At 72.3% G+C, this 26897-nt stretch carries 18 protein-coding genes; 16 read left to right on the top strand and 2 right to left on the bottom strand.

Going from position 1 to position 26897, the window contains the following annotated elements:
• The first annotated feature begins 4 nt into the window (after positions 1 to 4).
• The 12 genes from F8R89_RS12065 (at position 5) to F8R89_RS12010 (ending at position 19203) form a co-directional block, all read left to right on the top strand.
• A complete protein-coding gene (locus tag F8R89_RS12065; RefSeq protein ID WP_151783975.1) occupies positions 5 to 1051 on the top strand; it encodes a hypothetical protein in 1047 nt (348 codons plus the stop codon).
• Between the two features lie 48 nt (positions 1052 to 1099).
• Entirely contained in the window at positions 1100 to 1882 is a 783-nt protein-coding gene (locus F8R89_RS12060) for a TIGR03936 family radical SAM-associated protein (RefSeq protein WP_151783974.1), read from the top strand.
• A gap of 261 nt (positions 1883 to 2143) precedes the next feature.
• Positions 2144 to 6208 (top strand): ribonuclease E/G, encoded by a 4065-nt coding sequence (locus tag F8R89_RS12055; protein ID WP_151783973.1) that lies wholly within the window; start codon positions 2144 to 2146, stop codon positions 6206 to 6208.
• Positions 6209 to 6455: 247 nt separating this feature from the next.
• Complete coding sequence (gene rplU, locus F8R89_RS12050) at positions 6456 to 6776, top strand: 50S ribosomal protein L21 (RefSeq protein ID WP_004931419.1); 321 nt, start codon at positions 6456 to 6458, stop codon at positions 6774 to 6776.
• Positions 6777 to 6790: 14 nt separating this feature from the next.
• Positions 6791 to 7045, top strand: a complete 255-nt coding sequence (gene rpmA / locus F8R89_RS12045) for a 50S ribosomal protein L27 (RefSeq protein ID WP_055620927.1) — start codon at positions 6791 to 6793, stop codon at positions 7043 to 7045.
• A gap of 137 nt (positions 7046 to 7182) precedes the next feature.
• The gene (gene obgE, locus F8R89_RS12040) at positions 7183 to 8619 is read left to right on the top strand and encodes a GTPase ObgE (protein WP_151783972.1); all 1437 of its coding nucleotides are present in this window, start codon (positions 7183 to 7185) and stop codon (positions 8617 to 8619) included.
• A gap of 232 nt (positions 8620 to 8851) precedes the next feature.
• Positions 8852 to 10369, top strand: a complete 1518-nt coding sequence (locus F8R89_RS12035; protein WP_151783971.1) for an FG-GAP-like repeat-containing protein — start codon at positions 8852 to 8854, stop codon at positions 10367 to 10369.
• Positions 10370 to 10409: 40 nt separating this feature from the next.
• On the top strand, positions 10410 to 11894 hold the full coding sequence (locus F8R89_RS12030; protein WP_225994372.1) for an FG-GAP-like repeat-containing protein: 1485 nt from the start codon (positions 10410 to 10412) through the stop codon (positions 11892 to 11894).
• 240 nt (positions 11895 to 12134) lie between these two features.
• On the top strand, positions 12135 to 13694 hold the full coding sequence (locus tag F8R89_RS12025) for an alkaline phosphatase D family protein (protein WP_151783970.1): 1560 nt from the start codon (positions 12135 to 12137) through the stop codon (positions 13692 to 13694).
• Between the two features lie 373 nt (positions 13695 to 14067).
• Positions 14068 to 15567, top strand: coding sequence for a bifunctional cytidylyltransferase/SDR family oxidoreductase (locus F8R89_RS12020; protein WP_151783969.1), 1500 nt, complete (start codon positions 14068 to 14070; stop codon positions 15565 to 15567).
• Positions 15568 to 15715: 148 nt separating this feature from the next.
• Positions 15716 to 17758 (top strand): hypothetical protein, encoded by a 2043-nt coding sequence (locus tag F8R89_RS12015; RefSeq protein ID WP_151788088.1) that lies wholly within the window; start codon positions 15716 to 15718, stop codon positions 17756 to 17758.
• A 275-nt stretch (positions 17759 to 18033) separates the two neighbouring features.
• Complete coding sequence (locus tag F8R89_RS12010) at positions 18034 to 19203, top strand: glycosyltransferase family 2 protein (RefSeq protein WP_151788087.1); 1170 nt, start codon at positions 18034 to 18036, stop codon at positions 19201 to 19203.
• Here F8R89_RS12010 and F8R89_RS12005 read toward each other — a convergent pair.
• On the bottom strand, positions 19175 to 21217 hold the full coding sequence (locus F8R89_RS12005) for a hypothetical protein (RefSeq protein WP_151783968.1): 2043 nt from the start codon (positions 21215 to 21217) through the stop codon (positions 19175 to 19177). The genes F8R89_RS12010 and F8R89_RS12005 overlap by 29 nt on opposite strands.
• A 129-nt stretch (positions 21218 to 21346) precedes the next feature.
• Positions 21347 to 22753 (bottom strand): polysaccharide pyruvyl transferase family protein, encoded by a 1407-nt coding sequence (locus F8R89_RS12000; protein WP_151783967.1) that lies wholly within the window; start codon positions 22751 to 22753, stop codon positions 21347 to 21349.
• Between the two features lie 190 nt (positions 22754 to 22943).
• Here F8R89_RS12000 and proB point away from each other — a divergent pair, with 190 nt between their 5' ends.
• The 4 genes from proB to F8R89_RS11980 all read left to right on the top strand — a co-directional run bounded on the left by proB (position 22944) and on the right by F8R89_RS11980 (position 26862).
• Positions 22944 to 24071: a glutamate 5-kinase gene (gene proB / locus F8R89_RS11995; protein ID WP_383655947.1), complete on the top strand. Its 1128-nt coding sequence runs from the start codon at positions 22944 to 22946 to the stop codon at positions 24069 to 24071.
• A gap of 197 nt (positions 24072 to 24268) precedes the next feature.
• Complete coding sequence (locus F8R89_RS11990; RefSeq protein WP_151788085.1) at positions 24269 to 24724, top strand: hypothetical protein; 456 nt, start codon at positions 24269 to 24271, stop codon at positions 24722 to 24724.
• 92 nt (positions 24725 to 24816) lie between these two features.
• A complete protein-coding gene (locus F8R89_RS11985; protein WP_151783966.1) occupies positions 24817 to 26103 on the top strand; it encodes a glutamate-5-semialdehyde dehydrogenase in 1287 nt (428 codons plus the stop codon).
• A 162-nt stretch (positions 26104 to 26265) separates the two neighbouring features.
• Entirely contained in the window at positions 26266 to 26862 is a 597-nt protein-coding gene (locus tag F8R89_RS11980) for a hypothetical protein (RefSeq protein ID WP_151783965.1), read from the top strand.
• Positions 26863 to 26897: the final 35 nt, after the last annotated feature.

Below are 26897 nucleotides of genomic sequence, written 5' to 3'. Positions count from 1 at the left end.
CGGTATGGATCTGGAGAAAGCGCCGCCGCGCCGGGAGCCCGAAGGGTGTCTGGTGGTCGCGATCCGCATACCCGTGCGCATCGTCGTGCTGTTGCTCGTCGTGCCGGTGCGGATGGTGTGGGACGCGCTCGTCGTCGGCGGGCGGTTCCTGCGGGACGTCGTGCTGCGTCCGCTGGGGCGGGCGCTGTTCGTGTGGCCGTTCGTCGCGCTGTGGCGGTACGTCCTGGTGCCCCTCGGCCGGGCGCTCGCCTGGCTGGGGAACGTGCTGTTCGTCGTCCCCCTCGTATGGCTGTACCGGTACGTGCTCACTCCGCTCGGCCACGGGATCGCGACCGCCCTGACGTGGCTCTACGCGCGCGTGCTCGCGCCGGTCGGGCGGGCGGTCATGTGGGTGCTGCGGGGGATCGGCGCGGTCCTCGCGGCGGCCGGGCTCGGCGTCCTCGCGGCGCTCACCTGGCTGGGGCGGTACCTCCTCGTCGTGCCCGCCGTGTGGCTGTACACCTGGATCCTCGCGCCCGTGGGACGCGCGATCGCCTGGATCGTGCAGATGGTCGCCACCGGCATCGGGCTCGGCATCCACTGGACCCTCCGGGTGCTGTTCGTGCTGCCCGCCGTGGGGCTGTACCGCTGGGTGCTGGCCCCCGTCGGACGGGTTCTCGCCGTCATCGGCAGGGAGGTCGGGGAGGCGATCGGGCACGCCTGGCGGGTCGCGGGGCACATCTCGCGCGCCGTCGGGCGCTTCCTCGGGACCCTCTTGCGGTGGATCCTCGTGGAGCCGGTGCGCTGGGTGTACCGGACCGTCCTCACCCCGGTCGGGCACGTCGTACGGGACCTGGTGCTGCGGCCCGCCACCCAGGCCGCGCGCGCTGTCGGGCGGGCGACCCGGCAGGCCCTGGCGTCCGTCCGGGAGTCCGCGCGGCAGACGCGCGCCGACATCCGCCGGATGCTGTTCGGAGAGCCCGAACAGCGCGAGAAGGTGGCCCGGCGGGAACCTCAGGCCCGCGAGACACGTACTCTTGGTAGCAGTACGACCGCTCTCACGAAGGACTGAACGACACTGGGCAAGCGACAGCCCGAAGGCCCGCCGCCCGCACCCGCGGTGCAGCGCATCCGACTGCGTTACACCAAGCGCGGCCGCCTCCGGTTCACCAGCCACCGTGACTTCCAGCGCGCCTTCGAGCGTGCGCTGCGCCGCGCCGACGTACCCATGGCGTACTCGGCGGGGTTCACGCCGCATCCGAAGGTGTCGTACGCCAATGCCGCACCCACCGGCACGGGCAGTGAGGCGGAGTACCTGGAGATCGCGCTCACCGAGGCGCGGGATCCGCAGCAGCTCAGGGCGCTGCTCGACGAGTCGCTGCCCGCCGGGCTCGATGTCGTCGACGCGGTCGAGGCCCGGACCTCCGGGCTCGCCGACCGTCTCACGGCGTCCGTCTGGGAGCTGCGTCTCGACGGGGTGGAGCCGGCCGACGCCGCGCGAGCGGTCGCCGCGTTCCAGGCCGCCGAGGCCGTCGAGGTCCAGCGCATGACCAAGAACGGCGTACGCACTTTCGACGCCCGTCCCGCGGTCGCCCACCTCGAGAGCGTCCAGAATCCGGAAACACACAGTTCGCAGGCTGATAGGCCGACGGACCGGCCCTGTGCGATACTGCGGCTGGTTGTTCGGCACGTGACGCCTGCCGTACGACCCGACGACGTCCTGTCCGGTCTCCGCGCCGTGGCCGACCTGGCGCCGCCGGTCCCCGCAGCGGTGACCAGGCTGGCGCAGGGGCTGCTCGATGAAGAGACCGGCACGGTGACCGACCCGCTCGCGCCCGACCGCGAGGCAGCGACGGCCCCAACCGAGGCCGGGACCGCTGCCGCCGCGACGGCGCCGGCGTAAGGAAGTTCCGCGTAGGGACGGACGTCGAAGCGCCGCCCTCGTACTCGGGAGCCACCTGGGTCGGGCAGCGCACCGACCACAAGACTTTCGCCAGGCCGTGCGCATGAGGCGTACGGAACCGGCGAGACAGGACACAGAGAGCTCCCGTGCGGCGCCCGCGCCCCGGACGGCGGCAGTCGCGCATCGCGCGAGCCGCGGACGTCACCGGCACACCGCCGGACCAGGCGCGGCGCCCGGGAGCCTGACGGGAGAAACGCCCGCATGCTCGAACCGACCGAACCCACAGAGTCCGCCACGGACTCCGAACTGAACACTCCGAGCGACACCCTGCCGCCGCGCCGCCGGCGCCGTGCCGCCTCCCGCCCGGCGGGACCGCCCGCCGGTGCCGTCGAGACGCAGCCCGCGGAGGTGGTCGAGCCGGCCATACCGGCCGCCGAGGTCGACCAGATCGACCAGGTCGACGAGGTCGACGAGGTCGACGAGGAGAAGGACGACGTCGAGGCCGTCGAGGCCGACGTCACCCCCGAGCCCGCGCCCCCGGCCCGTACGCGCCGGCGCGCGGTGCGTCGTGCGTCCGCGCCCGTCGGTTCGCCGGCGGCCGAGGCCGCCGCCGAGACCGTGGTGCCCGCGACGGCCGCCGAGCCGGCCGTCGAGGAACCCGCCCCGGCCGCCGAGGTCTCCGAGGAGCCCGTCCCGCCGCGCACGCGCCGCCGGGCCACCCGCCGGGTGACCGCGCCCGCCGCGGCCCCCGCTCCCACACAGGAGGCGGAGGACGTCGAGGCCGGCGAGAAGGCCGCCGAGACCGCCGGTGCCGCCGCCGTCGAGGAGGCCCCCGAGGCCGCCCCGCGCCGTACACGCCGCCGTGCCACCCGTGGCTCCGCCGCGCCGGAAGCCGCCCCGGCCGCCCAGACCGCTCCGGCCGACGAGGCGCCGGTGACCGCGCAGGAGCCCGCCGACACGTCCGCCGACTCCGGCAAGAGCACCGAGAGCACCGAGAGCACCGAGGTCGCCTCGTCCGAGGACGACGCCGCCCCGCGCCGCACGCGCCGCCGTGCCACCCGCCGTACGGCCGCCCCGGCCGCCGAGGGGGTCTCCGAGAAAAGCTCCGAGAAGGGCTCCGAGGAGACCGCCGCGGGGACGCCGGTGACCGCCGAGGCCCCGGTGACGCCGGGTGTCGAGGCCGAGAGCCCCGCCGCGACCGGTGCCGCCGCCGAGGACGACGCCGCGCCGCGCCGCCGTCGCCGCGCCGTCCGCCGTGCCGCCACCGGCTTCGCCGAGCCCGCGCGGTCCGCCGCCGGTGAGGCGTCCGAGGAGGCGCCGCGTCCGTCGCGGCCCGCCGTGGCCGTCTTCCAGGCGCCCGTGTTCACCGAGCCGCAGTTCCAGACGCCGCAGCGCGCCGCAGCCGAGGCCGCCGCCGAGGCGGAGCCCGAGGACGACGATGAGCTCCGCGAGGAGCAGCCCGCCGCTCCGCGCCGCCGTCGCCGCCGCCGTGGCGAGGACGCCGAGCCGCAGACGGCCGTCGAGCCCGCCGCCGAGGAGGAGGCCGACGACACCGAGGACGGCGTCGAGGACTCCGCCGACGGCGACGAGTCCGAGGAGACCGGTTCGCGCCGTCGCCGCCGCCGCGGTGGCCGTCGCCGCCGTCGCGGTGAGTCCGGCGAGCCGGACGCCGACGGCAGCGACAGCGACGACACCGCCGGCGACGACACCGCCGCCGAGCAGGCCGAGCAGGACGCCGAGGACACCGCCGAGCAGGAGGAGGAGGACGCCGAGGACGCGCACGACGACTCCGCGGGCTCCGGCTCCAGCAGCAGCAGCAGCCGCCGGCGCCGCCGCAGGCGCCGTCGCGCCGGTGACTCCTCCGTGGACGCCGAGCCGGGCGACGGCGACCCCGAGCGCACCGTCGTCAAGGTCCGCGAGCCCCGGCCGAAGTCCGAGCCGTCCGACGAGGTGCAGTCCATCAAGGGCTCCACGCGTCTGGAGGCGAAGAAGCAGCGCCGCCGCGAGGGCCGCGAGCAGGGCCGCCGCCGCGTCCCGATCATCACCGAGGCCGAGTTCCTGGCCCGCCGCGAGGCCGTCGAGCGCGTGATGGTCGTCCGCCAGCACGGCGACCGCACCCAGATCGGCGTCCTCGAGGACAACGTGCTCGTCGAGCACTACGTCAACAAGGAGCAGTCGACGTCCTACGTCGGCAACGTCTACCTGGGCAAGGTCCAGAACGTGCTGCCGTCGATGGAGGCCGCCTTCATCGACATCGGCAAGGGCCGCAACGCCGTGCTCTACGCCGGTGAGGTCAACTTCGAGGCGCTCGGCATGGCCAACGGGCCGCGCCGCATCGAGTCCGCCCTGAAGTCCGGCCAGTCGGTCCTCGTCCAGGTGACGAAGGACCCGATCGGGCACAAGGGCGCCCGGCTGACCAGCCAGGTCTCCCTGCCGGGCCGCTACCTCGTGTACGTGCCCGAGGGCTCGATGACCGGCATCAGCCGCAAGCTGCCCGACACCGAGCGGGCCCGGCTGAAGACCATCCTCAAGAAGATCGTCCCCGAGGACGCGGGCGTCATCGTGCGCACCGCCGCCGAGGGCGCGAGCGAGGACGAGCTGCGCCGTGACGTCGAACGCCTCCAGCAGCAGTGGGAGGAGATCCAGAAGAAGGCCAAGAGCGGCAACGCCCCGACGCTGCTCTACGGCGAGCCGGACATGACCGTCCGGGTCGTCCGGGACATCTTCAACGAGGACTTCTCCAAGGTCGTCGTCAGCGGTGACGAGGCGTGGGAGACCATCCACGGCTATGTCTCGCACGTGGCGCCCGACCTGGTCGAGCGGCTGCAGAAGTGGACCAGCGAGGTCGACGTCTTCGCCACGTACCGGATCGACGAGCAGCTCGCCAAGGCGCTGGACCGCAAGGTCTGGCTGCCCAGCGGCGGCTCGCTGGTGATCGACCGGACCGAGGCGATGGTCGTGGTCGACGTCAACACCGGCAAGTTCACCGGCCAGGGCGGCAACCTCGAGGAGACCGTCACCCGGAACAACCTGGAGGCGGCCGAGGAGATCGTGCGCCAGCTGCGGCTGCGCGACCTCGGCGGCATCATTGTCATCGACTTCATCGACATGGTGCTGGAGTCCAACCGGGACCTGGTGCTGCGGCGCCTGCTGGAGTGCCTGGGCCGGGACCGTACGAAGCACCAGGTGGCGGAGGTGACCTCGCTCGGCCTGGTCCAGATGACCCGCAAGCGGGTCGGCCAGGGCCTGCTGGAGTCCTTCTCCGAGACCTGCGTCCACTGCAACGGCCGCGGTGTCATCGTGCACATGGAGCAGCCCACGTCCGCCGGTGGCGGCGGTGGGGGCAAGCGCAAGAAGCGCGCGCGGGCCGGTGCCGGTCCCGAGCACGTGCACGAGGCGTCCGTCGCCACCGAGCCGGCCGAGACGGCCGAGGAGGAGGCGGAGACGGAGGCCGAGGTCGCCGCCGAGGTCGCCGAGCCGGCCGCGCTCGCGGAGCCCGCGTTCGCGCCCGACGAGGAGCTGTACAGCAGCGTCGCCGAGGCGGAGGCCGCCGCGCGCGGCGGCCGCTCCCGGCGCCGCGGGGGCCGGCGCGCGTCGGCCCCGGCCGGTGCGCCGCGGAAGGCCGAGGCGGGTCCCACCGCCCAGGACGTGACCGTCGCCGAGGAGATCGCCCGTCCGGTCCAGCCGGAGCCGGCCGCCGAGGCGACCGCCGAGCCGGCGGCCGTGGAGGACGCGGTCGTGCCGGCCGCGCCCGCCACCGAGGCGCCCGCAGAGGAGGCCGCGCCCAAGGGACGGACGCGCCGCCGCGCCACCCGCAAGGTGTCCGCGCCCGCCGGGTCCCCCGCGGGGGCCGAGGCCGCCGTGGTGACGGTCGCCGAGACGGCGCCCGAGCCCGTCGCGGAGCCGGTCGCCGAGGCCGCCCCGGCCGAGCGGGCCGAGGCGCCCGCCGAGCCGGTCGCGGAGAGCGCCGCCCCGGCCCGCCCGCGCCGCCGCGCGGTGCGCAAGGCCACCGCGCCGACCGCGTCGGAGGAGGCGGCCGTCGTGGTCGTCCCCGCCGCCGACGAGGCACCGGTGGCCGGCGAGGCACCCGCCGCCGATGAGGCGCCGGCTGCCGAGGACGGTATCGAGGAGGCCGCTCCGGCCAAGAAGACGGCCCGGAAGACCGCCAAGAAGGCCACCGCGAAGAAGGCCGCCACCAAGAAGACGACGGCCAAGAAGACGGTCGCGAAGAAGGCGACGGCCAAGAAGGCGGCCAAGACCGCCAAGACGGCCGCGGCCAAGTCGACGGCGAAGAAGACCACGGTCACCGCGAGCACCGACGAGTGACGCGTCCCGTGTGACAGCGCGTGCGGCCGGTCCCTGTGACCGGCCGCACGTGTGCGGGGCCGGGCCCGGTTTGACCCCCTCGGCAGCGGCCCCGTAACCTTGACCCTCGGTGTGTCCGTGGATATAGGACGCGCCACATCCCCGTAAACCTCGTCCTCCGACGCACCGGGTGCTTCGGAGAGGCCGTCCGCGTGCCGGGCGGCTGGACTGCGGGGGTGCCGTTCCCGAGCGAGAGAGTGAGATCCGCGTGTACGCCATCGTGCGCAGCGGTGGTCGCCAGCACAAGGTTGCTGTCGGCGACATCGTTGAGGTTGACAAGATTTCCACCGCCAAGGTTGGCGACACGGTCGAGCTCTCGACCCTGCTCGTTGTCGACGGCGACGCTGTGACCAGCGACCCGTGGGTGCTGGCCGGCATCAAGGTCCAGGCCGAGGTCGTGGACCACCACAAGGGGCAGAAGATCGACATTCTGCGCTACAAGAACAAGACCGGCTACCGCCGTCGTCAGGGCCACCGCCAGCAGTACACGGCGATCAAGGTCACTGAGATCCCCGCGGCTGCGAAGTAAGGGACTGAGGAGACATGGCACACAAGAAGGGCGCATCGTCCACCCGGAACGGTCGCGACTCGAACGCCCAGCGGCTCGGCGTGAAGCGCTTCGGCGGTCAGGTCGTCAACGCGGGTGAGATCCTGGTCCGCCAGCGTGGCACCCACTTCCACCCCGGTGCGGGCGTCGGCCGTGGCGGCGACGACACGCTGTTCGCGCTGCAGGCCGGTGCGGTGGAGTTCGGCTCCAGCCGTGGCCGCAAGGTCGTCAACATCGTCCCGGTCGCCTGAGTCCCTGACTCACCGCCCTGTGCGCAGGGCTTCGACCGAACGATTCGCGAGGCGGACCTCACTTCCCGGTCGGGAAGGCGGGTCCGCCTTTCGCGTGTTAACGAAGAACCACCCCGTACTTTCTGGAGGCACTGACCATGACCACCTTCGTGGACCGCGTCGAACTGCATGTCGCCGCGGGTAACGGAGGCCACGGCTGTGCCTCCGTCCACCGTGAGAAGTTCAAGCCGCTCGGCGGGCCCGACGGCGGCAACGGCGGGCGCGGCGGCGACGTGATCCTCACCGTCGACCAGTCGGTCACCACGCTGCTGGAGTACCACCACTCCCCGCACCGCAAGGCCACCAACGGCAAGCCCGGTGAGGGCGGCAACCGCTCCGGCAAGGACGGCCAGGACCTGGTCCTGCCGGTGCCGGACGGCACGGTGGTGCTGGACAAGGCGGGCAACGTCCTCGCCGACCTGGTCGGGCACGGCACGTCCTTCGTCGCCGCGCAGGGCGGCCGGGGCGGCCTCGGCAACGCCGCGCTGGCCTCGGCCCGCCGCAAGGCGCCCGGCTTCGCGCTGCTCGGCGAGCCCGGCGACCTCCAGGACATCGTGCTGGAGCTGAAGACCGTCGCCGACGTGGCGCTGGTCGGCTACCCGAGCGCGGGCAAGTCCTCGCTGATCTCGGTGCTGAGCGCCGCCAAGCCGAAGATCGCCGACTACCCGTTCACCACGCTGGTGCCCAACCTCGGTGTGGTGACGGCCGGTTCGACCGTCTACACCATCGCCGACGTCCCCGGTCTGATCCCGGGCGCCAGCCAGGGCAAGGGCCTGGGCCTGGAGTTCCTGCGTCACGTCGAGCGGTGCAGCGTGCTCGTGCACGTCCTGGACACCGCGACGCTGGAGTCCGACCGCGACCCCGTCTCCGACCTGGACATCATCGAGGCCGAGCTGCGGGAGTACGGCGGCCTCGGCAACCGTCCGCGGCTCGTCGTCCTGAACAAGATCGACGTACCGGACGGCAAGGACCTCGCCGAGATGGTGCGGCCGGACCTGGAGGCCCGCGGCTACCAGGTCTTCGAGGTGTCCGCCGTCGCCCACACCGGGCTGAAGGAGCTGTCGTTCGCGCTCGCCGACCTGGTCGCCAGGGCGCGGGCCGCGAAGCCGAAGGAGGAGGCGACGCGGATCGTCATCCGGCCCAAGGCCGTGGATGACGCGGGCTTCACCGTGGTCCGCGAGGACGACGGCCTGTACCGGGTGCGCGGTGAGAAGCCGGAGCGCTGGGTGCGGCAGACCGACTTCAACAACGACGAGGCCGTGGGCTACCTCGCGGACCGCCTCAACCGCCTCGGTGTGGAAGAGGAACTGATGAAGGCCGGCGCCCGCTCCGGCGACGGCGTCGCCATCGGCCCCGAGGACAACGCGGTCGTCTTCGACTGGGAGCCGACGGTGATGGCCGGCGCGGAGATGCTGGGCCGCCGTGGCGAGGACCACCGCCTGGAGGAGCCCCGTCCCGCCGCGCAGCGCCGGCGCGACCGGCAGGCCGAGCGGGACGAGGCGGCGCGGGAGTTCGACGACTTCGAGCCGTTCTAACAGACACGGATACGTCCGGTGTGAGCGACGCCGGGGCCACCACGGGTGGTCCCGGCGTCGTCGTGTCCGCGCCCGGCGGCCGGACGCGGTGGCCGGATCGGTGAACCGTGGGGAAACCCGTGGGGCTGCCGAGGGCAACCCCCGGGCGGCCGGGTGAGTCGTACTGGGCGGCGCGCAGGAAGATCTTGAACCTCGCCGCGCCTCAGCCGCCGTTCGACTCGACGGAGTTGCCGTGCCCTCGCGTTCCCACCGCCGTACCCCGCTCGAGCGCCGCAGACGTCTGGGGCTCGCCACCGGTGCCGTGCTCGTCGCCGGGGCGATCGCCGTCCCCGCCGTGAACGCCGCCACCGAGTCCGCGGTCACCGCCAAGGCGAGCGCGAAGCGGCTGCACGACGACTTCAACGGCGACGGGTACGCCGACCTGGCCATCGGGGCGCCGGGCACCACCGTGAACACCCAGGCCCGCGCCGGCTCGGTGAGCGTGCTCTACGGCTCGGCGAGCGGGCTGTCGACCTCCCGCAAGCAGGTGCTCAAAGGCCCCGGCGTCGAGAGCCCGGAGGGCTGGCGGGGCCTGTACGGCAGTCACCTGGAGAGCGCCGACCTCGACGGGGACGGCTACGCCGATCTGGTCTCGGTGATCCAGGACTACAAGGTCGACCTCGAGGACGGCTACACGGTCCAGGTCGACTGGGGCGGCCCGAGCGGGCTGTCGTCCCAGCCGACGACCCTCATGTGGACGCCTCTCGTGCCCGCCGCGACCGGGCTGTTCACGGTGGCGGACGTCGACGGCGACCAGCACCCGGATCTGGTGACGCTCAGCAACGACGACTGGCAGAGCTGGGACCCGGAGAAGAGCAACGGCGACGGCACCGTGTTCCACGGCCCGTTCGACCGTGAGGGGCACCCCGCGAAGAAGGACTACTTCACCATCGCCGGGAAGACCCAGAGCTACCAGTCGCTGACCGCCGGGGACGTCGACGGCGACGGCACGGCCGACCTCGCCGTGCGGACCACGAAGGCCGACGGGACTCGCGGGGTCGAACTGCTCCTCGGCGGCACGGGCGGCTTCACCCGCAAGGGCCTCCTCAAGGACGCGCAGGGCCGGACCGTCCCCGGCGAGGACGCCGCGATCGGCGACCTGAACAAGGACGGCTACGGCGACATCGTCGTCGGCCACTCCTCGGAGAGCACGACCGGGCTGCCCACCAAGGGCGGCGCCGTCGCCGTCGTGTACGGCGGCCCGCAGGGCGTGTCCACCACCCGCAAGCCCGTCTGGATCAACCAGGACACCACCGGGGTGCCGGGCGCGGCCGAGAAGGGTGACGGCATGGGCACCGGGCTGTCCCTCGGCGACACCGACGGCGACGGCTACCTCGACGTGGCGACCGGCCTGCCCGGCGAGGACCTCGACGGCATCACCGACGCCGGCGCCGTGCTCGTGCTGCGGGGCGGCGCGTCCGGTCTGACCGGCACCGGCAGCAAGGCGTTCACGCAGAACACCGCCAACGTGCCCGGCACCGCCGAGAAGGGCGACCGGTTCGGGGCGGACACCGCGCTGGTCGACGCGGACGGCGACAAGCGCAGCGGGCTCGTCGTCGGGGACCCGGACGAGAACGCGACCGACGGCTCCGTGTGGGTCTTCTCCACGACAGCCACCGGCATCACCGCGACCGGCTCCGTCTCGTTCGGCCCCACCACCATGGGCTTCACCGCGAGCAAGGCCCGCTTCGGCGCCGCCGTCACCGGCTGACCGCCGACTCACCTCCCCCCACACAGAACTGGAGACCGAGATGCGCACTCATGGACCGGCCTGGCGGATGGCCCTCGCGGTCGTGGCGGCCGCCACGGGCGTCGCCGTCCTGCCCGCGGCCCAGGCGGCCGGTGCCGCCCCGTCGGGCACCGCCGGGATCAGGACCGACTTCAACGGCGACGGCTACGAGGACCTCGCGGTGGCCGCACCCGACGCGACCGTCGACGGGAAGACGGGCGCCGGGTACGTCGCCGTCGTGTACGGCTCGGCGACCGGGCTGAAGCCGTCGTCGAAGCAGGTCATCAGCCAGAACACGCCCGGCGTCCCCGACTCCGCCGAGACCGCCGACCACTTCGGCAGCGCGGTGAGCAGCGCCGACCTCGACGGCGACGGATACACCGACCTCGTCGTCGGCGTCACCGGGGAGGACTCGGTCGAGGGCGGCGCCGAGACCGGGCTCGTCCAGGTCGTGTGGGGCGGGGCGACCGGGCTGTCCGGCGGGGCGGCGCTGGCGTACGGGAAGGACACGTACGACCGGCTCAGCGGTCGCGGGAAGCTGGCCGTCGGCGACGTGAACGGCGACGGGAAGGCCGACCTGGTCGTCGTGCAGGGCAACGCCGATCTGCGGGTGATCCGGGGGCCGTTCGGCCGGGACGGGGCCGCGCGGGGCGGCGAGGAGATCGTGCGGGACGACTCCGACTCCCGGTTCCTGGACCTGGCGACGGGCGATGTGAACGGCGACGGCGTGGACGACGTCGTCGGCACCCTGAACCAGGGCGACGAGTACGACGCCCGGCACATCGTCTACTGGCGGGGCACGCGCGACGGTCTCGCCGAGGGCACGATCCCGCACGACGCCCGGGGATGGCAGTTGCAGGGCGGCGAGTTCGTCGACGTCGGCGACGTGAACGGCGACGGGTTCGAGGACATCGTCGTGGGCCGTTCCGTCGACGGCTACGACAGCGACCTCGACACCCCGATCCCGCTGGGCGGCCGGGTGGCGTTCGTCCCCGGCTCGGCGAACGGCCCGGTCGGCACCCAGGCCATGTACGTCAACCAGGACAGCGCCGGGGTGCCGGGCGCCGCCGAGCGGGGTGACGGCTTCGGCACCGACGTGACGGTGGCCGACGTGAACGGCGACGGCTACGCGGACGTCTCCGTGGGCGTGCCCGGCGAGGACTTCGACGGGCTGAGCAACGCCGGGGGGACCGTGCTCCTGCGCGGCTCCCGGGGTGGTCTGACCGGCACCGGGGCGCAGGGCGTCAACCAGGACACCGCCTCGGTGCCGGGCGTGGCGGAGACGAACGACGCGTTCGGCGGCGCCACGCACCTCGTCGACGGCAACGGCGACGGACGGGCCGAACTCGTCGTCGGGGCGCCCGGCGAGAACGAGAACGCTGGATCGGTGTGGGTGTTCCCCTCGTCGTCCGCCGGGATCAGCGCGACGGGCTCGTCCACCTTCGGCGCGGGCACCCTCGGCACGGTCGCGGCGAAGGCGAGGCTGGCGGCCAACTTCGACGACTGACCCGACCGCACACCGCACCACGCGCACCCGCACATCGCATCACCGGACCCCGTCGCGGCGCTCCCGCACCGGCGCACCCCACACCCACAGACGCGCCGGAGCGCACCGCCGTGCCGTGACGGGCCCTCCGATGTCTCCCCATTTGTCATGCACGCGAAGCTCGCCGTTCAGCGCCGGGTCCACCCGGCGGCGCGAGCATCCGAAGTGTCCACGAGGCAAGCGAGACAGGGGAGTTCACCGATGACCGGGGTATCCGGATCCATGTCGCCCGACCGGCGCCGAGTGCTCACCGCGGGCGCCGCGATGCTCGGCGCGGCGGCCTCCGCGCAGCTGTGGCTGCCGGCGGCCGCCCGTGCCACCGAGAAGCCGCTGCCGGACGGGGTGTTCGGCCTCGGCGTCGCCTCGGGCGACCCGCTGCCCGACGGCGTCGTGCTGTGGACGCGGCTGGCGCCCGACCCGCTGAACGGCGGCGGCATGCCCGACCGGCCCGTCGCCGTCGACTGGGAGATCGCCGGCGACGAGCGGTTCCGCAAGGCCGTGCGCCGGGGCACCGCCCAGGCCCGGCCCGAACTCGGCCACAGCGTCCACGTCGACGTGCGCGGGCTGCGCCCCGGCCGGACGTACTGGTACCGCTTCCGCGCCGGCGGGCAGCTCTCGCCCACCGGGCGCACCCGCACCGCGCCGCACCCCGCGAGCTCCGGCGGCCCGCTGCGGCTGGCCCTGGCCTCCTGCCAGAACTGGCAGCACGGCTACTTCACGCCGTACGCCGACATGCTGGCCCAGGACCCCGACGCCGTCCTGTTCGTGGGCGACTACATCTACGAGTCGACGCCGTCGTCGACCGGTGTGCGGCGGCACGAGGGGAGCGGTGAGCCGTACACCCTCGAGCAGTACCGCAACCGGTACGCCCAGTACCGCACCAACCCCGACCTCGCCGCGATGCACGCGGCAGCGCCCTGGATCGTCACCTTCGACGACCACGAGATCGACAACGACTTCGCCGGCGAGATCCCGCAGGACCCGGACAAGCAGCCGCACGACGCGTTCGTGGCCCGGCTGACGGCGGGCTACCAGGCGTACTACGAGCACATGCCCGTCCGCGCGAGCGCCGTCCCCGACGGCCCGCACATCCGGATGCACCGCCGCCTGGAGTTCGGCCGGCTCGCACGGCTCAGCGTGCTGGACACCCGCCAGTACCGCAGCGACCAGGCCACCACGCAGGAGGGCGCCCAGGACCCGGCGCGCACCATGCTCGGCGCGGAGCAGAAGCGGTGGCTGCTCGACGGGCTGCGCCGCTCGCCGGCGCGCTGGAACCTGATCGGCTCGCAGATCATGATGGCGGAGACCGATCTGCGGGTCGGCGAGGGCAAGCTCTGGTACTACGACGCCTGGGACGGCTACCAGGCCGAGCGCGACGCGCTGATGGAGGAGCTGCGGCACGTCCGCAACCCCGTCGTGCTGAGCGGGGACCGGCACTTCACGATGGTCAGCGATCTGAAGCGGGACTTCGCCGACCCCGGGTCGGAGGTCGTGGGCGCGGAGTTCGTCGGCACGTCCGTCTCCAGCAACGGCGACCAGGACCAGGACGCCTTCCACCGCGAGTGGGACCCGAGGGTGCCGGACAACCCGCACTGGAAGCTGATCGACGCCCACCGCGGCTACCACCTCCTCGACATCCGCCCCGACGGCATCGACGCGCGCGTGCGGATCGTGGACACGGTCCGCACCCCGACGGCGACCGCGAGCACGCTGGCCCGGTTGCGGGTCGAGGCCGGCAGGCCCGGCGTCGAGGTGGTGTGACCCAGGTAACACGCCTTCGTGGCCCGGAGTCAGGCCACAGCGGGGTCACAGTGAAGACACACACCCCTCGTGTGGCGGCCGCGCGGTACATCGCGGCCGCCACGTCGCGTACGGTTCGGGGGACATCGTCCAGGGATCCCGTGGGAACGCCCGGACACCATGGCCCGAAGCCCCCGCGCCACGGCCGCGGTGAGCCTGTGCCGTTACTCACAGCAATTCCAGGGACCTTCGAAGGGCCTCTCGGCAAGGACCATGGGTACGAGGTGAATGACAGGTTGCGCGCACATTTGCGGCCGAGGACGCTCACCTTGCATCGCGGTAACCCCAAGTGGGACCATTTCGAAGTTCCCAGTCGCCACAAGGTAGGTCACCTGTGTCCCAGCACATAGCCAAGCCCCGTACCACCGCAGTGATCCTGGCCGGTGGAACCGGTCAGCGCGTGGGTCTGTCGATCCCCAAGCAGCTGCTGAAGATCGCCGGCAAGGCAGTCATCGAGCACACCCTGACCACCTTCGAGAAGGCCGACTCGATCGACGACGTCATCGTGCTGATGGCACCCGGGTACGTCCCGGACATCGAGAAGATCGTCGCCAAGGCCGGGTTCACGAAGGTCAAGAAGATCATCGAGGGCGGCGCGACCCGCAACGAGACCACCGAGCGCGCCATCGAGGCCCTCGGCGAGGGCCTGGCCGAGGGCGAGGACCTCAACGTCCTCTTCCACGACGCCGTGCGCCCCCTGCTCTCGCAGCGCGTCATCGACGACTGCGTCGTCGCGCTGGAGCGCTTCCAGGCCGTCGACGTCGCCATCCCGTCCGCGGACACCATCATCGTCACGCGCACCCACGGTGAGGACGGCGAGTTCATCACCGAGATCCCGGACCGCTCCCGCCTGCGCCGCGGCCAGACCCCGCAGGCCTTCAAGCTGTCCACGATCAAGCGCGCCTACGAGGTGGCCTCCGGCGACCCCAACTTCCAGGCCACGGACGACTGCTCCGTCGTGCTCAAGTACCTGCCGGACGTGCCGATCCACGTCGTCGCGGGTGACGAGTACAACATGAAGGTCACGCAGCCCGTCGACGTCTTCATCGCCGACAAGCTCTTCCAGCTCGCCTCCACCGCCGCTCCCGAGCAGGTGAGCGAGGAGGCCTACCGCGACCTGCTCACCGGCAAGACGATCGTCGTCTTCGGCGGCTCCTACGGCATCGGCAAGGACATCGCCGAGCTCGCCGGGTCCTACGGCGCGAACGTCTACGCGCTCGGCCGCTCCACCACCGGCACCCACGTGGAGAACCCGGAGGAGGTCGACGACGCGCTGTCCAAGGCGTACGGCGAGACCGGCCGGATCGACTACGTCGTCAACACCGCCGGTGTGCTGCGCATAGGCAAGCTCGCCGAGACCGACAACGCCACCATCGAGGAGGCGCTGAAGGTCAACTACCTGGCCCCCGTGCAGATCGCGCGCTCCTCGTACAAGTACCTGTCCGAGACCAAGGGCCAGCTGCTCCTCTACACCTCCAGCAGCTACACCCGCGGCCGCGCCGAGTACAGCCTCTACTCCTCGACCAAGGCCGCCATGGTGAACCTCACCCAGGCGCTGAGTGACGAGTGGGCCGGCGACGGCATCCGCGTGAACTGCATCAACCCCGAGCGGACCGCCACCCCGATGCGCACCAAGGCCTTCGGCCAGGAGCCCGCGGGTTCGCTGCTCTCCTCCGAGGCCGTCGCCCGCACCTCGCTCGACGTCCTGCTCTCCGAGCTGACCGGACACGTCATCGACGTCCGCCAGCAGGACCCGACCGCGGCGGCGGGCAAGGCGTCCGGCTTCGAGCAGGCACTGGCCAGTGTGCTGGACCGCCAGGACGGCGTGGCATAATCAGCCATCAATAGCCTTATGGAATTCAGGCCTCTGCGATTCTTTGTTCACGAAGAATTCACAGGGGCCTGAGTCCTTCCCTCTTCAGACCGGCCCCTCTCCCTTGAGCAGGTTCTCCGTGATATCCACCGCTATTCGCGTCGCCCGGGTGGGCAGTGCGGCCGAGCTGGCCGCCGCGGTCCTCATGATGCTGGGATTCCCGGCACTCATGCTGGCCGCGCTCGTCCCGAGCATTCCCGCCTTCGCGGCGGCGGCCGCCGTGACGTACCTGGCGGACCACTATCTGCACCGCAAGGGCAGCTACCTGGTCAACCGCCTCAGCAAGGTCCGGGCCGGTCTGTCGATCCGTTTCCTGATCAGGGAGCTGCTGCTGCTCCTGCTGCTCGCCCGGCTCAGCCTGGCGGACAACCTGGTCTACTACGGCGCGGTCGCCTGCTTCATCGCCTTCTACGGCCTCCAGGCCCCGCACGGCGCCCTGGTCACCCTGATCCGCAACCGGCGCCGGATGCCGGTCGCCACCCGCAACGTCGACCTCGCCTCGCGCATCCGCATCCCCGACGCCCCGCCGCGCGGGCTGCTGCACCGCTCCGCCGAGAAGATGCTGCACCTGGACCTCGCGGCCGTCGCCGGCATCCTCGCCTCCGCCTGGCTGGAGCACTCCGCCATCGGCTTCGTCGGCATCGGTATCACGGTCGGCCTCGGCCTGCTCTACGTCCTCGCGCTCGTGCCGTACGTGCGCGGCCGGAAGATCCCGCCGAAGGCCGAGCTCGTCCTGGCCGCCGTGGACGACTGGCTGCGCGCCTACCGGCCCGAGACGGTGCTGTACTTCTCCGGCTCCAAGGACTCCGCGTACCAGGTCAACATGTGGCTGGAGACCATGGAGCAGCTGGACTCCAAGCCGCTGATCATCCTGCGCGAGCGCGCCATCCTGGCGAACCTCGCGCCCACCACGGTCCCCGTCGTCTGCGTGCCCGGCGGTGTGCACCTGATGAACCTGGACCTGAGCACCGTGCGCGTCGCCCTGTACGCCGCGAACGTCGGCAAGAACATCCACCTGCTGCGCGTGCCCACCATGAAGCACGTCTTCATCGGCCACGGCGACAGCGACAAGCTGGCCAGCGTCAACCCGTTCAGCAAGGCGTACGACGAGGTGTGGACCGCCGGCCGCGCGGGCCGCGACCGCTACGCCATAGCCGACGTGGGCGTCCGCGACGAGGACATAGTGGAGGTCGGCCGCCCGCAGCTCGCCCCCATCCAGACCTGGCAGGGCGTCCCCGAGGGCCGTGTCCCGACCGTGCTGTACGCCCCCACCTGGGAGGGCTGGGACGGCAACCCCGGCAACACCTCGATCGTGCTCGCCGGCGAGACCATCGTCCGCAAGCTCGTCGCCGCCGACCCGCCGGTCCGCGTGCTGTACAAGCCGCACCCCTTCACCGGCACCGTCAGCAAGGAGGCCGGCGCCGCGCACCAGCGGATCACCGCCCTGGTCGAGAAGGCCGCCGCCGAGCGCGCCGCCGACCCGCGCTTCCCCGCCGACACGGCCGCGCAGGCCGCCGCCAAGGCCGAGCTGACCCGCATCGAGGCGCGGCTGGCCGAGCTGTCCGGCAAGGCCGGCGTCAGCGGCGACGAGGCCGAGGCCACCCGCGACGGGCTGCTCGACCCGGCCCGCCACGAAGAGGTCGCCCGGCTGCGCGCCGAGTGGAACGACGCCTACTGGCGCTCCTTCCCGGCCCACGAGCACCGCGTCATCACGGGCGCCGAGCCGCGCCTGTACGACTGCTTCAACGTCTCCGACGCGATGGTCTCCGACATCTCCAGCGTCGTCTCCGACTTCATCGCCAGCGGCAAGCCGTACGCCGTCACGGACTCCGCCGAGCTGGGCGTGGAGGAGTTCAAGCGCCAGAACACGGCCGTGCGCGCCGCGACGATCCTGTCGAACCGCGCGGAGCCGCTGGGCGAACTGCTGGACGCGGTCCGCGACCCGTCCGCCGACCCGCTGGCCGCCGACCGCACCGAGCTGAAGCAGTACCTGCTCGGCCCGGACGAGCCGACCTCGATCGAGCAGTTCAACGCGGCCGTGGCGGACCTCGCCATCAAGGCCGAGACCCGCAACGTCGGCCAGGAGTCGCGCGCGGCGGCCGTACCCGCACAGCGGGTCGCGACGGCCGGGGACGACGTGACGACGGCCTGATCCAGGCCCGGAAAACCGGCGCGGCCCCCGAGGAACTCTTTCCTCGGGGGCCGCGCCTTCTTCTTTCCGAGCTCTTACTTTTCCCGCCGGGTGAATTCCCTTATCGCCCTTCGCTTTGTGATCTGACTCACCAAAACCTGCCTCACAGGCAACCCCCCGTCACGACCGGCCGTCTAGTAGGTAGCTAATGAGGCGATACGGGGGAAATATGCCATTGACGAGGGGGAAACGTGACGCAGCCTGATGTGTCAGTGATCATCGGGGCGTACGAAGCGATGCCGTATCTGGTCGAGTGTCTCGCGTCGGTCGAGGCACAGACCATCGACCCGGAGCGCATCGAGGTCATCACCGTCGACGACGGTTCCACGGACGGCACGGGCGAGTACCTGGAGGAGTTCGCGGCCCGGGCGACCATGCCGGTGACCGTGATCAGACAGGAGAACTCGGGAGGCCCGAGCGGCCCGCGCAACGTCGGCCTGGGGAAGGCCACGGGACGCTATGTGTTCTTCCTGGACGCCGACGACCGGCTCGGTCCCGAGGCGCTGGAACGCATGGTCGCGATGGCCGACCGCAACGGCACCGATGTGGTGCTCGGCCGGATCGAGGGCGTCAACCGCGGTGCGCCCAAGTCGATGTGGGGCCGGACGCTGGACCGTACCGACGTCTTCTCGTCCAACATCCGGTACACGCTGAGCGCCCAGAAGCTGTTCCGCCGTGAGCTGCTGACCCGGCACGGCATGCGCTTCGACGAGTCGCTGTGGACCGGCGAGGACGCGCTGTTCACCATGGAGGCGTATCTGCGGGCCGAGGGGGTCTCCGTCATCGCCGACTACACCTGCTACTACCTGGTGGGCCGCGACGACGGCAAGCATGTGACGAAGAGCGGCGGTTACGAGCTGCGCTTCGACTCCGCGCGGGCCCTGATGCACCTGATAGCCGAGCACATACCGGCGGGCGAGCGCCGGGACCTGCTCATGACCCGGCCCTTGGTGGTCACCCTGCTCCCGCAGTTCGGGCCCCGGTTCGCCAAGGACAGCGAGAAGGTCCGCCGGCGCAAGCTCGAACTGGCCAAGCCCCTCATGGACGCCTACTGGACGCCCGGCGTCGCCCGCCGGCTCAAGGTCGAGGAACGGCTGCGGCTGCACCTCGTGGCCGAGCAGCGGCCCGAACTCCTGGTGTCGGTAGCCCGGTTCCTCAAGGACAAGAAGCAGCCGGCGGCCCTTCTGGAGCGCGGCGGACGCCGTCTCTACCTCGCCTACCCGCACTTCCGCGACGCCGCGGCCGGCGTCCCGGACTCCGTGTACCTCGCGGAACCGCGCGAGGCCCGCGCCTACCCCGGATACCGGGAGGGCGGCACGGGCTCGCTGCTGCGGAGAGCGGCGCGCAAGGCGCGGCGGATACTGAGATCCGCCGCCGCTACGGATGGGCGCGCTGCGGCGGCGTAGCGGACCGCCGCTGGTCGGGGATCTCGGTGGGGGTCTCCGACGCCATCCGCTCCGTCATCCGCGCCCGGTGCGCCAGGGCCGCCGAACACAGCTCCTGGACCGCCCGGTTGAAGCGCTCCTGCGCCGACGGCTCGTCCGGGCCCAGCAGGTGCCGCTTCAACTCGGCGCGCTCCTGGACCAGTTCGTCCTTCTCGGGGTGGCGCACCGCGTCGAGCAGGGCGGGCACCCCGGCCGCGTCCGGGCCCAGCACTGTCGCCGCCCGCACGGTCGGGAACGCCTTGCGGAACACGTCCTCCGCGAGACCGCTGGTGTTGGCCACCGCGTACGGCTTGCCGCTCACCAGGAACTCGCTGATCACACTCGACACATCGCTGATCAGCAGGTCCGCCTGGTTGAAGCAGGAGTACAGGGTGGGCCGGACGTCGACGACGATCTGGTGCTCACCCTCGGGCAGCGACGCCCAGTACGCCTCCTCCCAGGCGGCCGTCGCCCGCGCCACCGCCTGCGCCCGCCCGGGCTCCGGCGCCGACTGCACGAGCATCCGCTCGACCTGGTCGGCGCCGGGCCGCCCGGCGAGCGTCGTCAGCCGGTCCAGCTCCCGGGTCAGCGCGGCGAGGCCGCCGGTGTCCCGGGGGCGCGGCACGGCCCGCTCCCGGTTCGCCGCCCGGATCAGCTCCCGGATGCGCTCGTCGGCCGCCCCGGCCCGCGGGTCCACCGAACCGGTCAGCGGATGCGGCTTGTACAGCACCCGCACCCCGGGGTCGGCGAGCAGCGCCCGCACCACGTTCTCGCCGGCCTCGATCACCGACGTGTTGCCCGGGTTGCCGTCCCAGCCCTCCCAGGTCGGCGCGTACAGCACCGTCGTCCAGGGACCGGCGGGCGGCCCCTGGTACGGCAGGACACCGTCCAGTTGGGGGCGGCCGATCTCCACGACGTCCTTGTCCTCGACGCCGACCTCGGCGTACGCGTACCGCTCCCGCGCCGCGGGACCCGCCACCCACACCTCGTCGTACGCCTTCGCGTACGGGTTGCACGACGACAGCTTGTCGCTCTCCCCGTGGTTGACGAAGGTGTGCTTCAGCGTGGGGATGCGCAGGACCTGCGAGGTCTTCCCGGAGTTCGACGGGTGGATGAGGATCTGGAGCGACGACTCCTCCAGGCGCATCAGCGTGGACACCTTCGGCAGGCACAGGATCGGCACATCGGTCGACGCGATCTTCTGCACCATGAACCGCTCGCGCAGCACGATCAGGGGCCGGCCCTCCAGCTCGGCGAGCGGCTCCAGCCACATGTTCGCCTGGTACGCCGAGGACGCGCCGCCGGAGAAGTACAGCCCGGCCGTCGGCCGGTACTCCGCCAGCCAGGCGTCCAGCCACTCCAGCGCCGCCCGCTCACCGACCGGGCGGCGGCCCGGCAGCAGCCGCAGCAGCAGATCGGCCAGACCCAGGACGGCCAGCCCCAGGGACAGGGCCACACCGAGGGCCGCGCACCGGGGGTCGCCGGTGGCCGCCGTGACGAGCAGACCCAGGGTGGCCGGCAGTCCGAACAGCAGCAGCCGTGGGCCGGGGCGGCGCAGCAGCAGCGGAGGCGCGGGGGACAGGCGCAGGGCCGAGGCGTCGATGTTGCGGGTGACGACCGGGAGCGTGCGCGTGCGGCGGACCAGGACCGAGACGGCCTGGATCGCGCAGTGCAGGGCGTAGAAGGCGAGCAGGCCGCCGACGAGCGGGGAGTACAGCGGCTCCTGCTGCTCGCCGAGCCGCAGCAGGGCGACGACGAGCAGCAGGTCCCGCAGGACATGCCGCACGGTGATGTCCGCGTGCGACTTGGCGAACGCCGTCAGCACGACGCGCTGCCAGCGCAGCAGCACGCCCTCGACGGCGAGGGACACCACCGTCGCGGCGAGCAGCAGCGGGACGTGTGGGCGCAGCGCCGCGCCGGCCTGGACGCAGAAGGCGGCGGCCAGCAGGGCCGAGACGAGTGCTCCCGCCGGGATGCGGGACAGGGGTGCGGGCAACGCGGTCACTCCAAGGTCGGCGCGGGACGTCGTGCGTCCGGTTCAACGCTCGGTGGCCCGGAGACGACACGCCCGTGTCGCCGGGCGCCTGGAGTGACCGTGGTGCCGCGGGGCGCCTAGGGGTGTCCCCTACCGCCCGGACTGCAGCGCCCGGCGGATGGGGGCGCCGACCACCCGCCGCGCCCGCCGGTAGACCGACTTGGGGAGCGTGCCGCCGCCGGGGGCGGACCTGGCCAGGTCGCGCCGCAACCGCTCGTTGTCCTTGGCGAGTTCACCGACCCGGCGCTGCAGGAAGGCGAACCGGCCGGCCATCGACGCGAGGTCGAACTCGTTCCAGGGGCGGATGCCCGCCGGGAAGGTCAGCGCCCGCATCCGCTCGTCGAAGGCGGCGCCGCCGTCGCCGTGCGTGAACGTGTTCTCCAGGCCGTTGCGGTCCAGGAACGCCGTGAACCGCTCGAAGCGCTCCTGGTGCCCGCTCATCAGCGGGCCGAAGTCGGCCTCCTCGTACAGCGACGCCGGGTCCAGGTCCTCGGGCAGCTTGTCGATCCGGCGGTGCGGGATGCCGAAGTACCGGCACAGCTCCAGCGTCCGCGAGTCCCCGCACAGCACGGTCGCCGGGGTGCCGGCGAGCAGCGCGGCGATATTGCCGTGGATGCGGGAGCCGAAGGAGAAGTCGAAGCCGCGCAGATCGTCGATCCAGGTGACCGGGTCGATGTAGACACGGACCTTGTCCTCCCGGTACATCGGGTGCTCGGGATGCGTCGGCATCGCCGTGACCAGGCCGTTCGGGTCGGACAGATCGCGCCAGTACAGCTGCCGGGCGTCGCTGAGGTTCTGCCCGATGAAGCGCAGGTGCGGATAGCGGGCGTGCGCCTGCCTCAGCACCTTGTCCAGGCCCTGCGACTTCACGGCGCTGTGCGAGCCGTTGACCGCGATCATGGAGTCGGGGCCGAGGGCCGGCTCCTTCTTCGTGATCGTGAGTTCCTTGCCGTACAGGAACAGCGACGGGCAGCCGATCACCTCGACGTCCCGGTAGCCGAGGTCGTTGAGGTACTTCTCGGTGAACTCGCCGCGCACACCGATCGAGGCGCTGCGGTCCAGCACGGCGGAGACGAACGCGCGCACGGCGGGCTCCATGCCCTTGAGTCGTGCCGCGTTGTAGCCGAGGCCGGCCTGCGCGCCGACGCCGACCACGATCACCGGGATGCGCAGCTTCTCGATCAGCCGGGTGAGCCGCTTGAGCTGCGGCTCGAACGACGGCCGGAACGCGTTCGCCAGCGGGATGACGAAGGCGTCGAACTCCTCGTTGATCCGGCCCGCCGCCGAGACGTCGGTACGGATGCCGTTGGAGACGACCTCCGTGCGCGGGGTCTCGAGGATCTTGTGGGTGGCGTCGCTGAAGATCAGGTTGCCGGAGTTGGTGGCGATGACGTCCTCTTCGAGCGCCTCCTCGACGGAGACGACGTCGTAGGGACTCTTGCCCGAACGAAGGAGAAGACGCCGTGTGCTGCGGTGATCCTGGAGAGCTTGTGACACGACGTCACTCTAGATTTACCGAGACTTTGATTTCCAGAGGCAACCAACGCAACCTTTTCACCGTACGCGTGTCGTGAGCAAGCGGTTACCGCCCGCCCTGTCCGGGAGCTGGAATGCCCGCGCGCCGGACGATCCCCTTCGCGTAGATTGCCGGAAGGGGAAACGGCGGACACGAGGGAAAAGAGCAGAGGTGGCAGGGGCAAGGCAGGCCGTGCACGAGGCCCGCAGGATCGTCGTCAAGGTGGGCTCGTCGTCGCTGACCACCGCCTCCGGCGGCCTGGACGCCGACCGGGTGGACGCGCTGGTCGACGTCCTCGCCAAGAGCCGCAGCGGCGGGGAGCGGGAGATCGTCCTCGTCTCCTCCGGCGCCATCGCCGCCGGGCTCGCCCCGCTGGGGCTGCGCCGCCGCCCCCGGGACCTCGCCCGCCAGCAGGCCGCCGCCAGCGTCGGCCAGGGCCTGCTCGTCGCCCGCTACACCGCCTCGTTCGCGCGCTACGGCGTCCGCGTCGGGCAGGTGCTGCTCACCAGCGACGACATGAGCCGCCGCGCCCACCACCGCAACGCCTCGCGCACCCTCGACAAGCTGCTGGCGATGGGCGCCTTCCCGATCGTCAACGAGAACGACACCGTCGCCACGGACGAGATCCGCTTCGGCGACAACGACCGGCTGGCCGCCCTCGTCGCCCACCTCGTCCACGCCGACCTGCTGGTCCTCCTGTCCGACGTGGACGGCGTGTACGACGGCGACCCCAGCAAGCCGGGGACCTCGCGGATAGCGGAGGTGCACGGCCCGCAGGACCTCGCCGACGTCGAGATCGGCAGCGCGGGCAAGGCCGGCGTCGGCACCGGCGGCATGGTCACCAAGGTCGAGGCGGCCCGCATCGCCGCCGCCGCCGGCATCCCCGTGGTCCTCACCAGCGCGGTCCACGCCGCCGAGGCGCTCTCCGGCGGCGACACCGGCACGTACTTCCACGCCACCGGCAAGCGCTCCGCCGACCGTCTGCTCTGGCTCCAGCACGCCTCCACCCCGCAGGGCTCGCTCACCCTGGACGACGGCGCGGTCCGCGCGGTCGTCGAGCGCCGCAAGTCGCTGCTGCCGGCCGGGATCGCCGCCGTGGAGGGCGAGTTCAGCGCGGGCGACCCGGTCGAGCTGCGCGACGGCACCGGCCGCGCGGTCGCCCGCGGCCTCGTCAACTTCGACGCCAAGGAGATCCCCCAGCTCCTCGGCCGCTCGACCCGCGAACTGGCCCGGGAACTGGGCGCGGAGTACGAACGGGAGGTCGTCCACCGCGACGACCTGGTGCTGCTGACGTCCTAGAAGGGCCTCCTGCCGGCTCTCCGTGCACGCGGGAGAAGCCGAAAACAGGGGGAACACCCCGTTGTGAACGTCGTCGTGAGGTGGACGTTCCGCAAAACCGCCCCGCGAGCCCTTGCGGCCTGCTCAACTTTGTCTCACGGACACATTCCGCCGACCGTCCGGTCGGTCACTGCGTGAAGGAGGCCGTCGTGAGACGAGTGCGCCCTGGGACGGCGCCCCGCAGTGCCGGTGGGGGCTCGTCCCGCGCGGCCGGTGAGGAGCGCGCCTTGACGAGCGTCGCGGCCGGCGACCGGTTCGAGCGGCCCGAGGAACTGCCCCGCCTGTGGCACGTCACCCTCAGCGTCTCCGGCAGGGAGGCGCCGCTGAAGGACGTCCGCCGCTCGCTCGAACAACTGGCCCACGACCACCCCTTTCTGCTGACCAGCCGGTACGCGAACGACCACGCCGAGATCCGCTACTGGGAGGAGGCCCGCGACCTGCACGACGCGGCCGCCGTGGCGCTGCGCCTGTGGGGCGAGCACCGCCAGACGGCGGGCCTGCCGCCGTGGGAGATCGTGGGCCTCGAGGTCATCGACCGGGAGACCTACCACCAGCGCGTCGCGGAGGGGTACGGGCCGCTGCCGGCCACCCCGGTCGGCGTCCACCCGTTCTGACCGCGGGCCGGGCCGGGGAGGTGTCCCGCGGCCCGTCTCGCGGTGCGGAACACGCACGGGAACCGTGCGGCGGGCGCACTACCCTTCCTTGTATGACCTCGCTCTCCCCGTACGACGCCATGACCCCGGTCACCCAGGCCGCCTACCGCGCCAAGGCCGCCGCGGCCGACCTGGCCCCCCTGCCGCGGGCCGAGAAGGACGACGCGCTGCTGGCCATCGCGGACGCCCTGGAGGTCCGCACCAGCGAGATCGTCGAGGCGAACGCCAAGGACATCGCCAAGGCCCGCGAGGCCGGCACCAGCGAGGCGATCGTCGACCGGCTCACCCTCACCCCGGAGCGGGTGCGGGCCATCGCCTCCGACGTGCGGGACGTCGTCGCGCTGCCCGACCCCGTCGGTGAGGTCGTGCGCGGCTCGACCCTGCCCAACGGCATCGACCTGCGCCAGGTCCGGGTGCCGCTGGGCGTCGTCGGCATCATCTACGAGGCCCGCCCGAACGTCACCGTGGACGCCGCCGCCCTCTGCCTGAAGTCGGGCAACGCCGTGCTGCTGCGCGGCTCGGCCTCCGCGTACGAGTCGAACTCCGCGTTGGTCCGGGTGATCCGGGACGCCGTCGGCGGTGCCGGGCTGCCCGCCGACGCCGTGCAGCTGGTGCCGGGCGAGAGCCGGGAGAGCGTGCGCGAGCTGATGCGGGCCCGCGGTCTGGTCGACGTGCTGATCCCGCGCGGCGGCGCCTCGCTGATCCAGACGGTCGTCGCCGAGTCCACCGTCCCGGTGATCGAGACCGGCACCGGCAACTGCCACGTCTACGTCGACGCCCACGCCGACCTCGACATGGCCGTCGACATCCTGATCAACTCCAAGGCCCAGCGCGTCAGCGTCTGCAACGCCGCCGAGACCCTCCTCGTCCACCAGGACATCGCGCCGGAGTTCCTGCCGCGCGCCCTGGACGCCCTCGCGGAGGCCGGTGTGACCGTGCACGCCGACGACAGGGTGATGGCGTACGCCAAGGACTCCAAGGCCACCGTCGTCGAGGCGACCGCCGAGGACTGGGAGACCGAGTACCTCTCGTACGACATCGCCGCCGCGGTCGTGGACTCGCTGGAGCGGGCCGTCGAGCACATCCGCCTGTGGACCTCCGGTCACACCGAGGCCATCGTCACCACCTCGCAGCAGGCCGCCCGCCGCTTCACCCAACTGGTGGACTCCACCACGGTCGCCGTGAACGCCTCCACCCGGTTCACGGACGGCGGTCAGTTCGGCTTCGGGGCGGAGATCGGCATCTCCACGCAGAAGCTGCACGCGCGCGGCCCGATGGGACTGCCCGAGCTGACCAGCACGAAGTACATCGTCACTGGTGACGGGCACATCCGGCGCTGATCCGGGCCCCTCTGCGCCCCGGCCGTCGGGCGCCCCCGAGAACCTTCGGGGGCGCCCGGCGCACGCCCGGGGCATATGCGTGCGACACGCGCCCCCGCCCACGTCCGTGCCACGGGAAGGGCGTCTCGGCAGGCGGATGAATTTCCATACCGTCTGCCCAAAATGACCCCCCAGGTCTACTCTGGATCCGTGCCGGAGGACGTGGGGGGCACGCCGTTCCCTGACGGCTGGGAGCCCGACGACGACCACGACCACGGGGTGTCGGACGAAGAGTTCGCCTCCGTGGTCTTCGACGAGGCCTTCGTACAGGCGGCCGTGGTGCACGAGCCGACCGCCGTCGAGCGCCTCCTGGCCGCCGCGCAGGCGAGAGCCGAGGCCTCCGAGGTGGAGGCCCGCCGGGCCCTGGGCCGCGGCGACCGCTTCGACGAGGCCTACGGCGAACTCACCGGCTTCGGCCGCGACCCCGGCTACGACGACCTGGACGACCGCCACCTCCTGGAGGACGGCTACGGCGGCTCCGGGGCGTTCGGCAAGCAGGTCCGCTGGCATCGCCCGGTCGCCTGGGTCCTCGCCGTCGTGATGGGCGTCGGCATGGTCGCGCTGGCCTTCGCCGCCGTCTACCGGGGCGCCTCCTCCAGCAGCGGCGACCAGGCGCCGGTCCCGGCCACCACCGGGCTGGAGCAGGGCGGCGGACCGCTGCCCTCGGCCTCCGCGGACTACTCCCGGCCGACCGTCTCGGCGATCCCGCGCACGCCCTGACGGAAGGGGCACCGCCCCCTGACGGAGGGGGGTAC

Origin of the sequence: Streptomyces sp. SS1-1 (assembly GCF_008973465.1) — a bacterium.
Classification (GTDB): domain Bacteria; phylum Actinomycetota; class Actinomycetes; order Streptomycetales; family Streptomycetaceae; genus Streptomyces.
The sequence above is the reverse complement of the archived record's forward strand: the minus strand, read 5'-3'. Positions and strand labels throughout refer to the sequence as shown.

Excerpts from the sequence above, each read along its gene's own strand:
- F8R89_RS12065 (WP_151783975.1), top strand. The coding sequence starts at position 5 with ATGGATCTGGAGAAAGCGCCGCCGCGCCGGGAGCCCGAAGGGTGTCTG.
- F8R89_RS12055 (WP_151783973.1), top strand. The coding sequence starts at position 2,144 with ATGCTCGAACCGACCGAACCCACAGAGTCCGCCACGGACTCCGAACTG.
- rpmA (WP_055620927.1), top strand. The coding sequence starts at position 6,791 with ATGGCACACAAGAAGGGCGCATCGTCCACCCGGAACGGTCGCGACTCG.
- obgE (WP_151783972.1), top strand. The coding sequence starts at position 7,183 with ATGACCACCTTCGTGGACCGCGTCGAACTGCATGTCGCCGCGGGTAAC.
- F8R89_RS12030 (WP_225994372.1), top strand. The coding sequence starts at position 10,410 with ATGCGCACTCATGGACCGGCCTGGCGGATGGCCCTCGCGGTCGTGGCG.
- F8R89_RS12025 (WP_151783970.1), top strand. The coding sequence starts at position 12,135 with ATGACCGGGGTATCCGGATCCATGTCGCCCGACCGGCGCCGAGTGCTC.
- F8R89_RS12010 (WP_151788087.1), top strand. The coding sequence starts at position 18,034 with ATGCCGTATCTGGTCGAGTGTCTCGCGTCGGTCGAGGCACAGACCATC.
- F8R89_RS11985 (WP_151783966.1), top strand. The coding sequence starts at position 24,817 with ATGACCTCGCTCTCCCCGTACGACGCCATGACCCCGGTCACCCAGGCC.
- F8R89_RS11980 (WP_151783965.1), top strand. The coding sequence starts at position 26,266 with ATGACCCCCCAGGTCTACTCTGGATCCGTGCCGGAGGACGTGGGGGGC.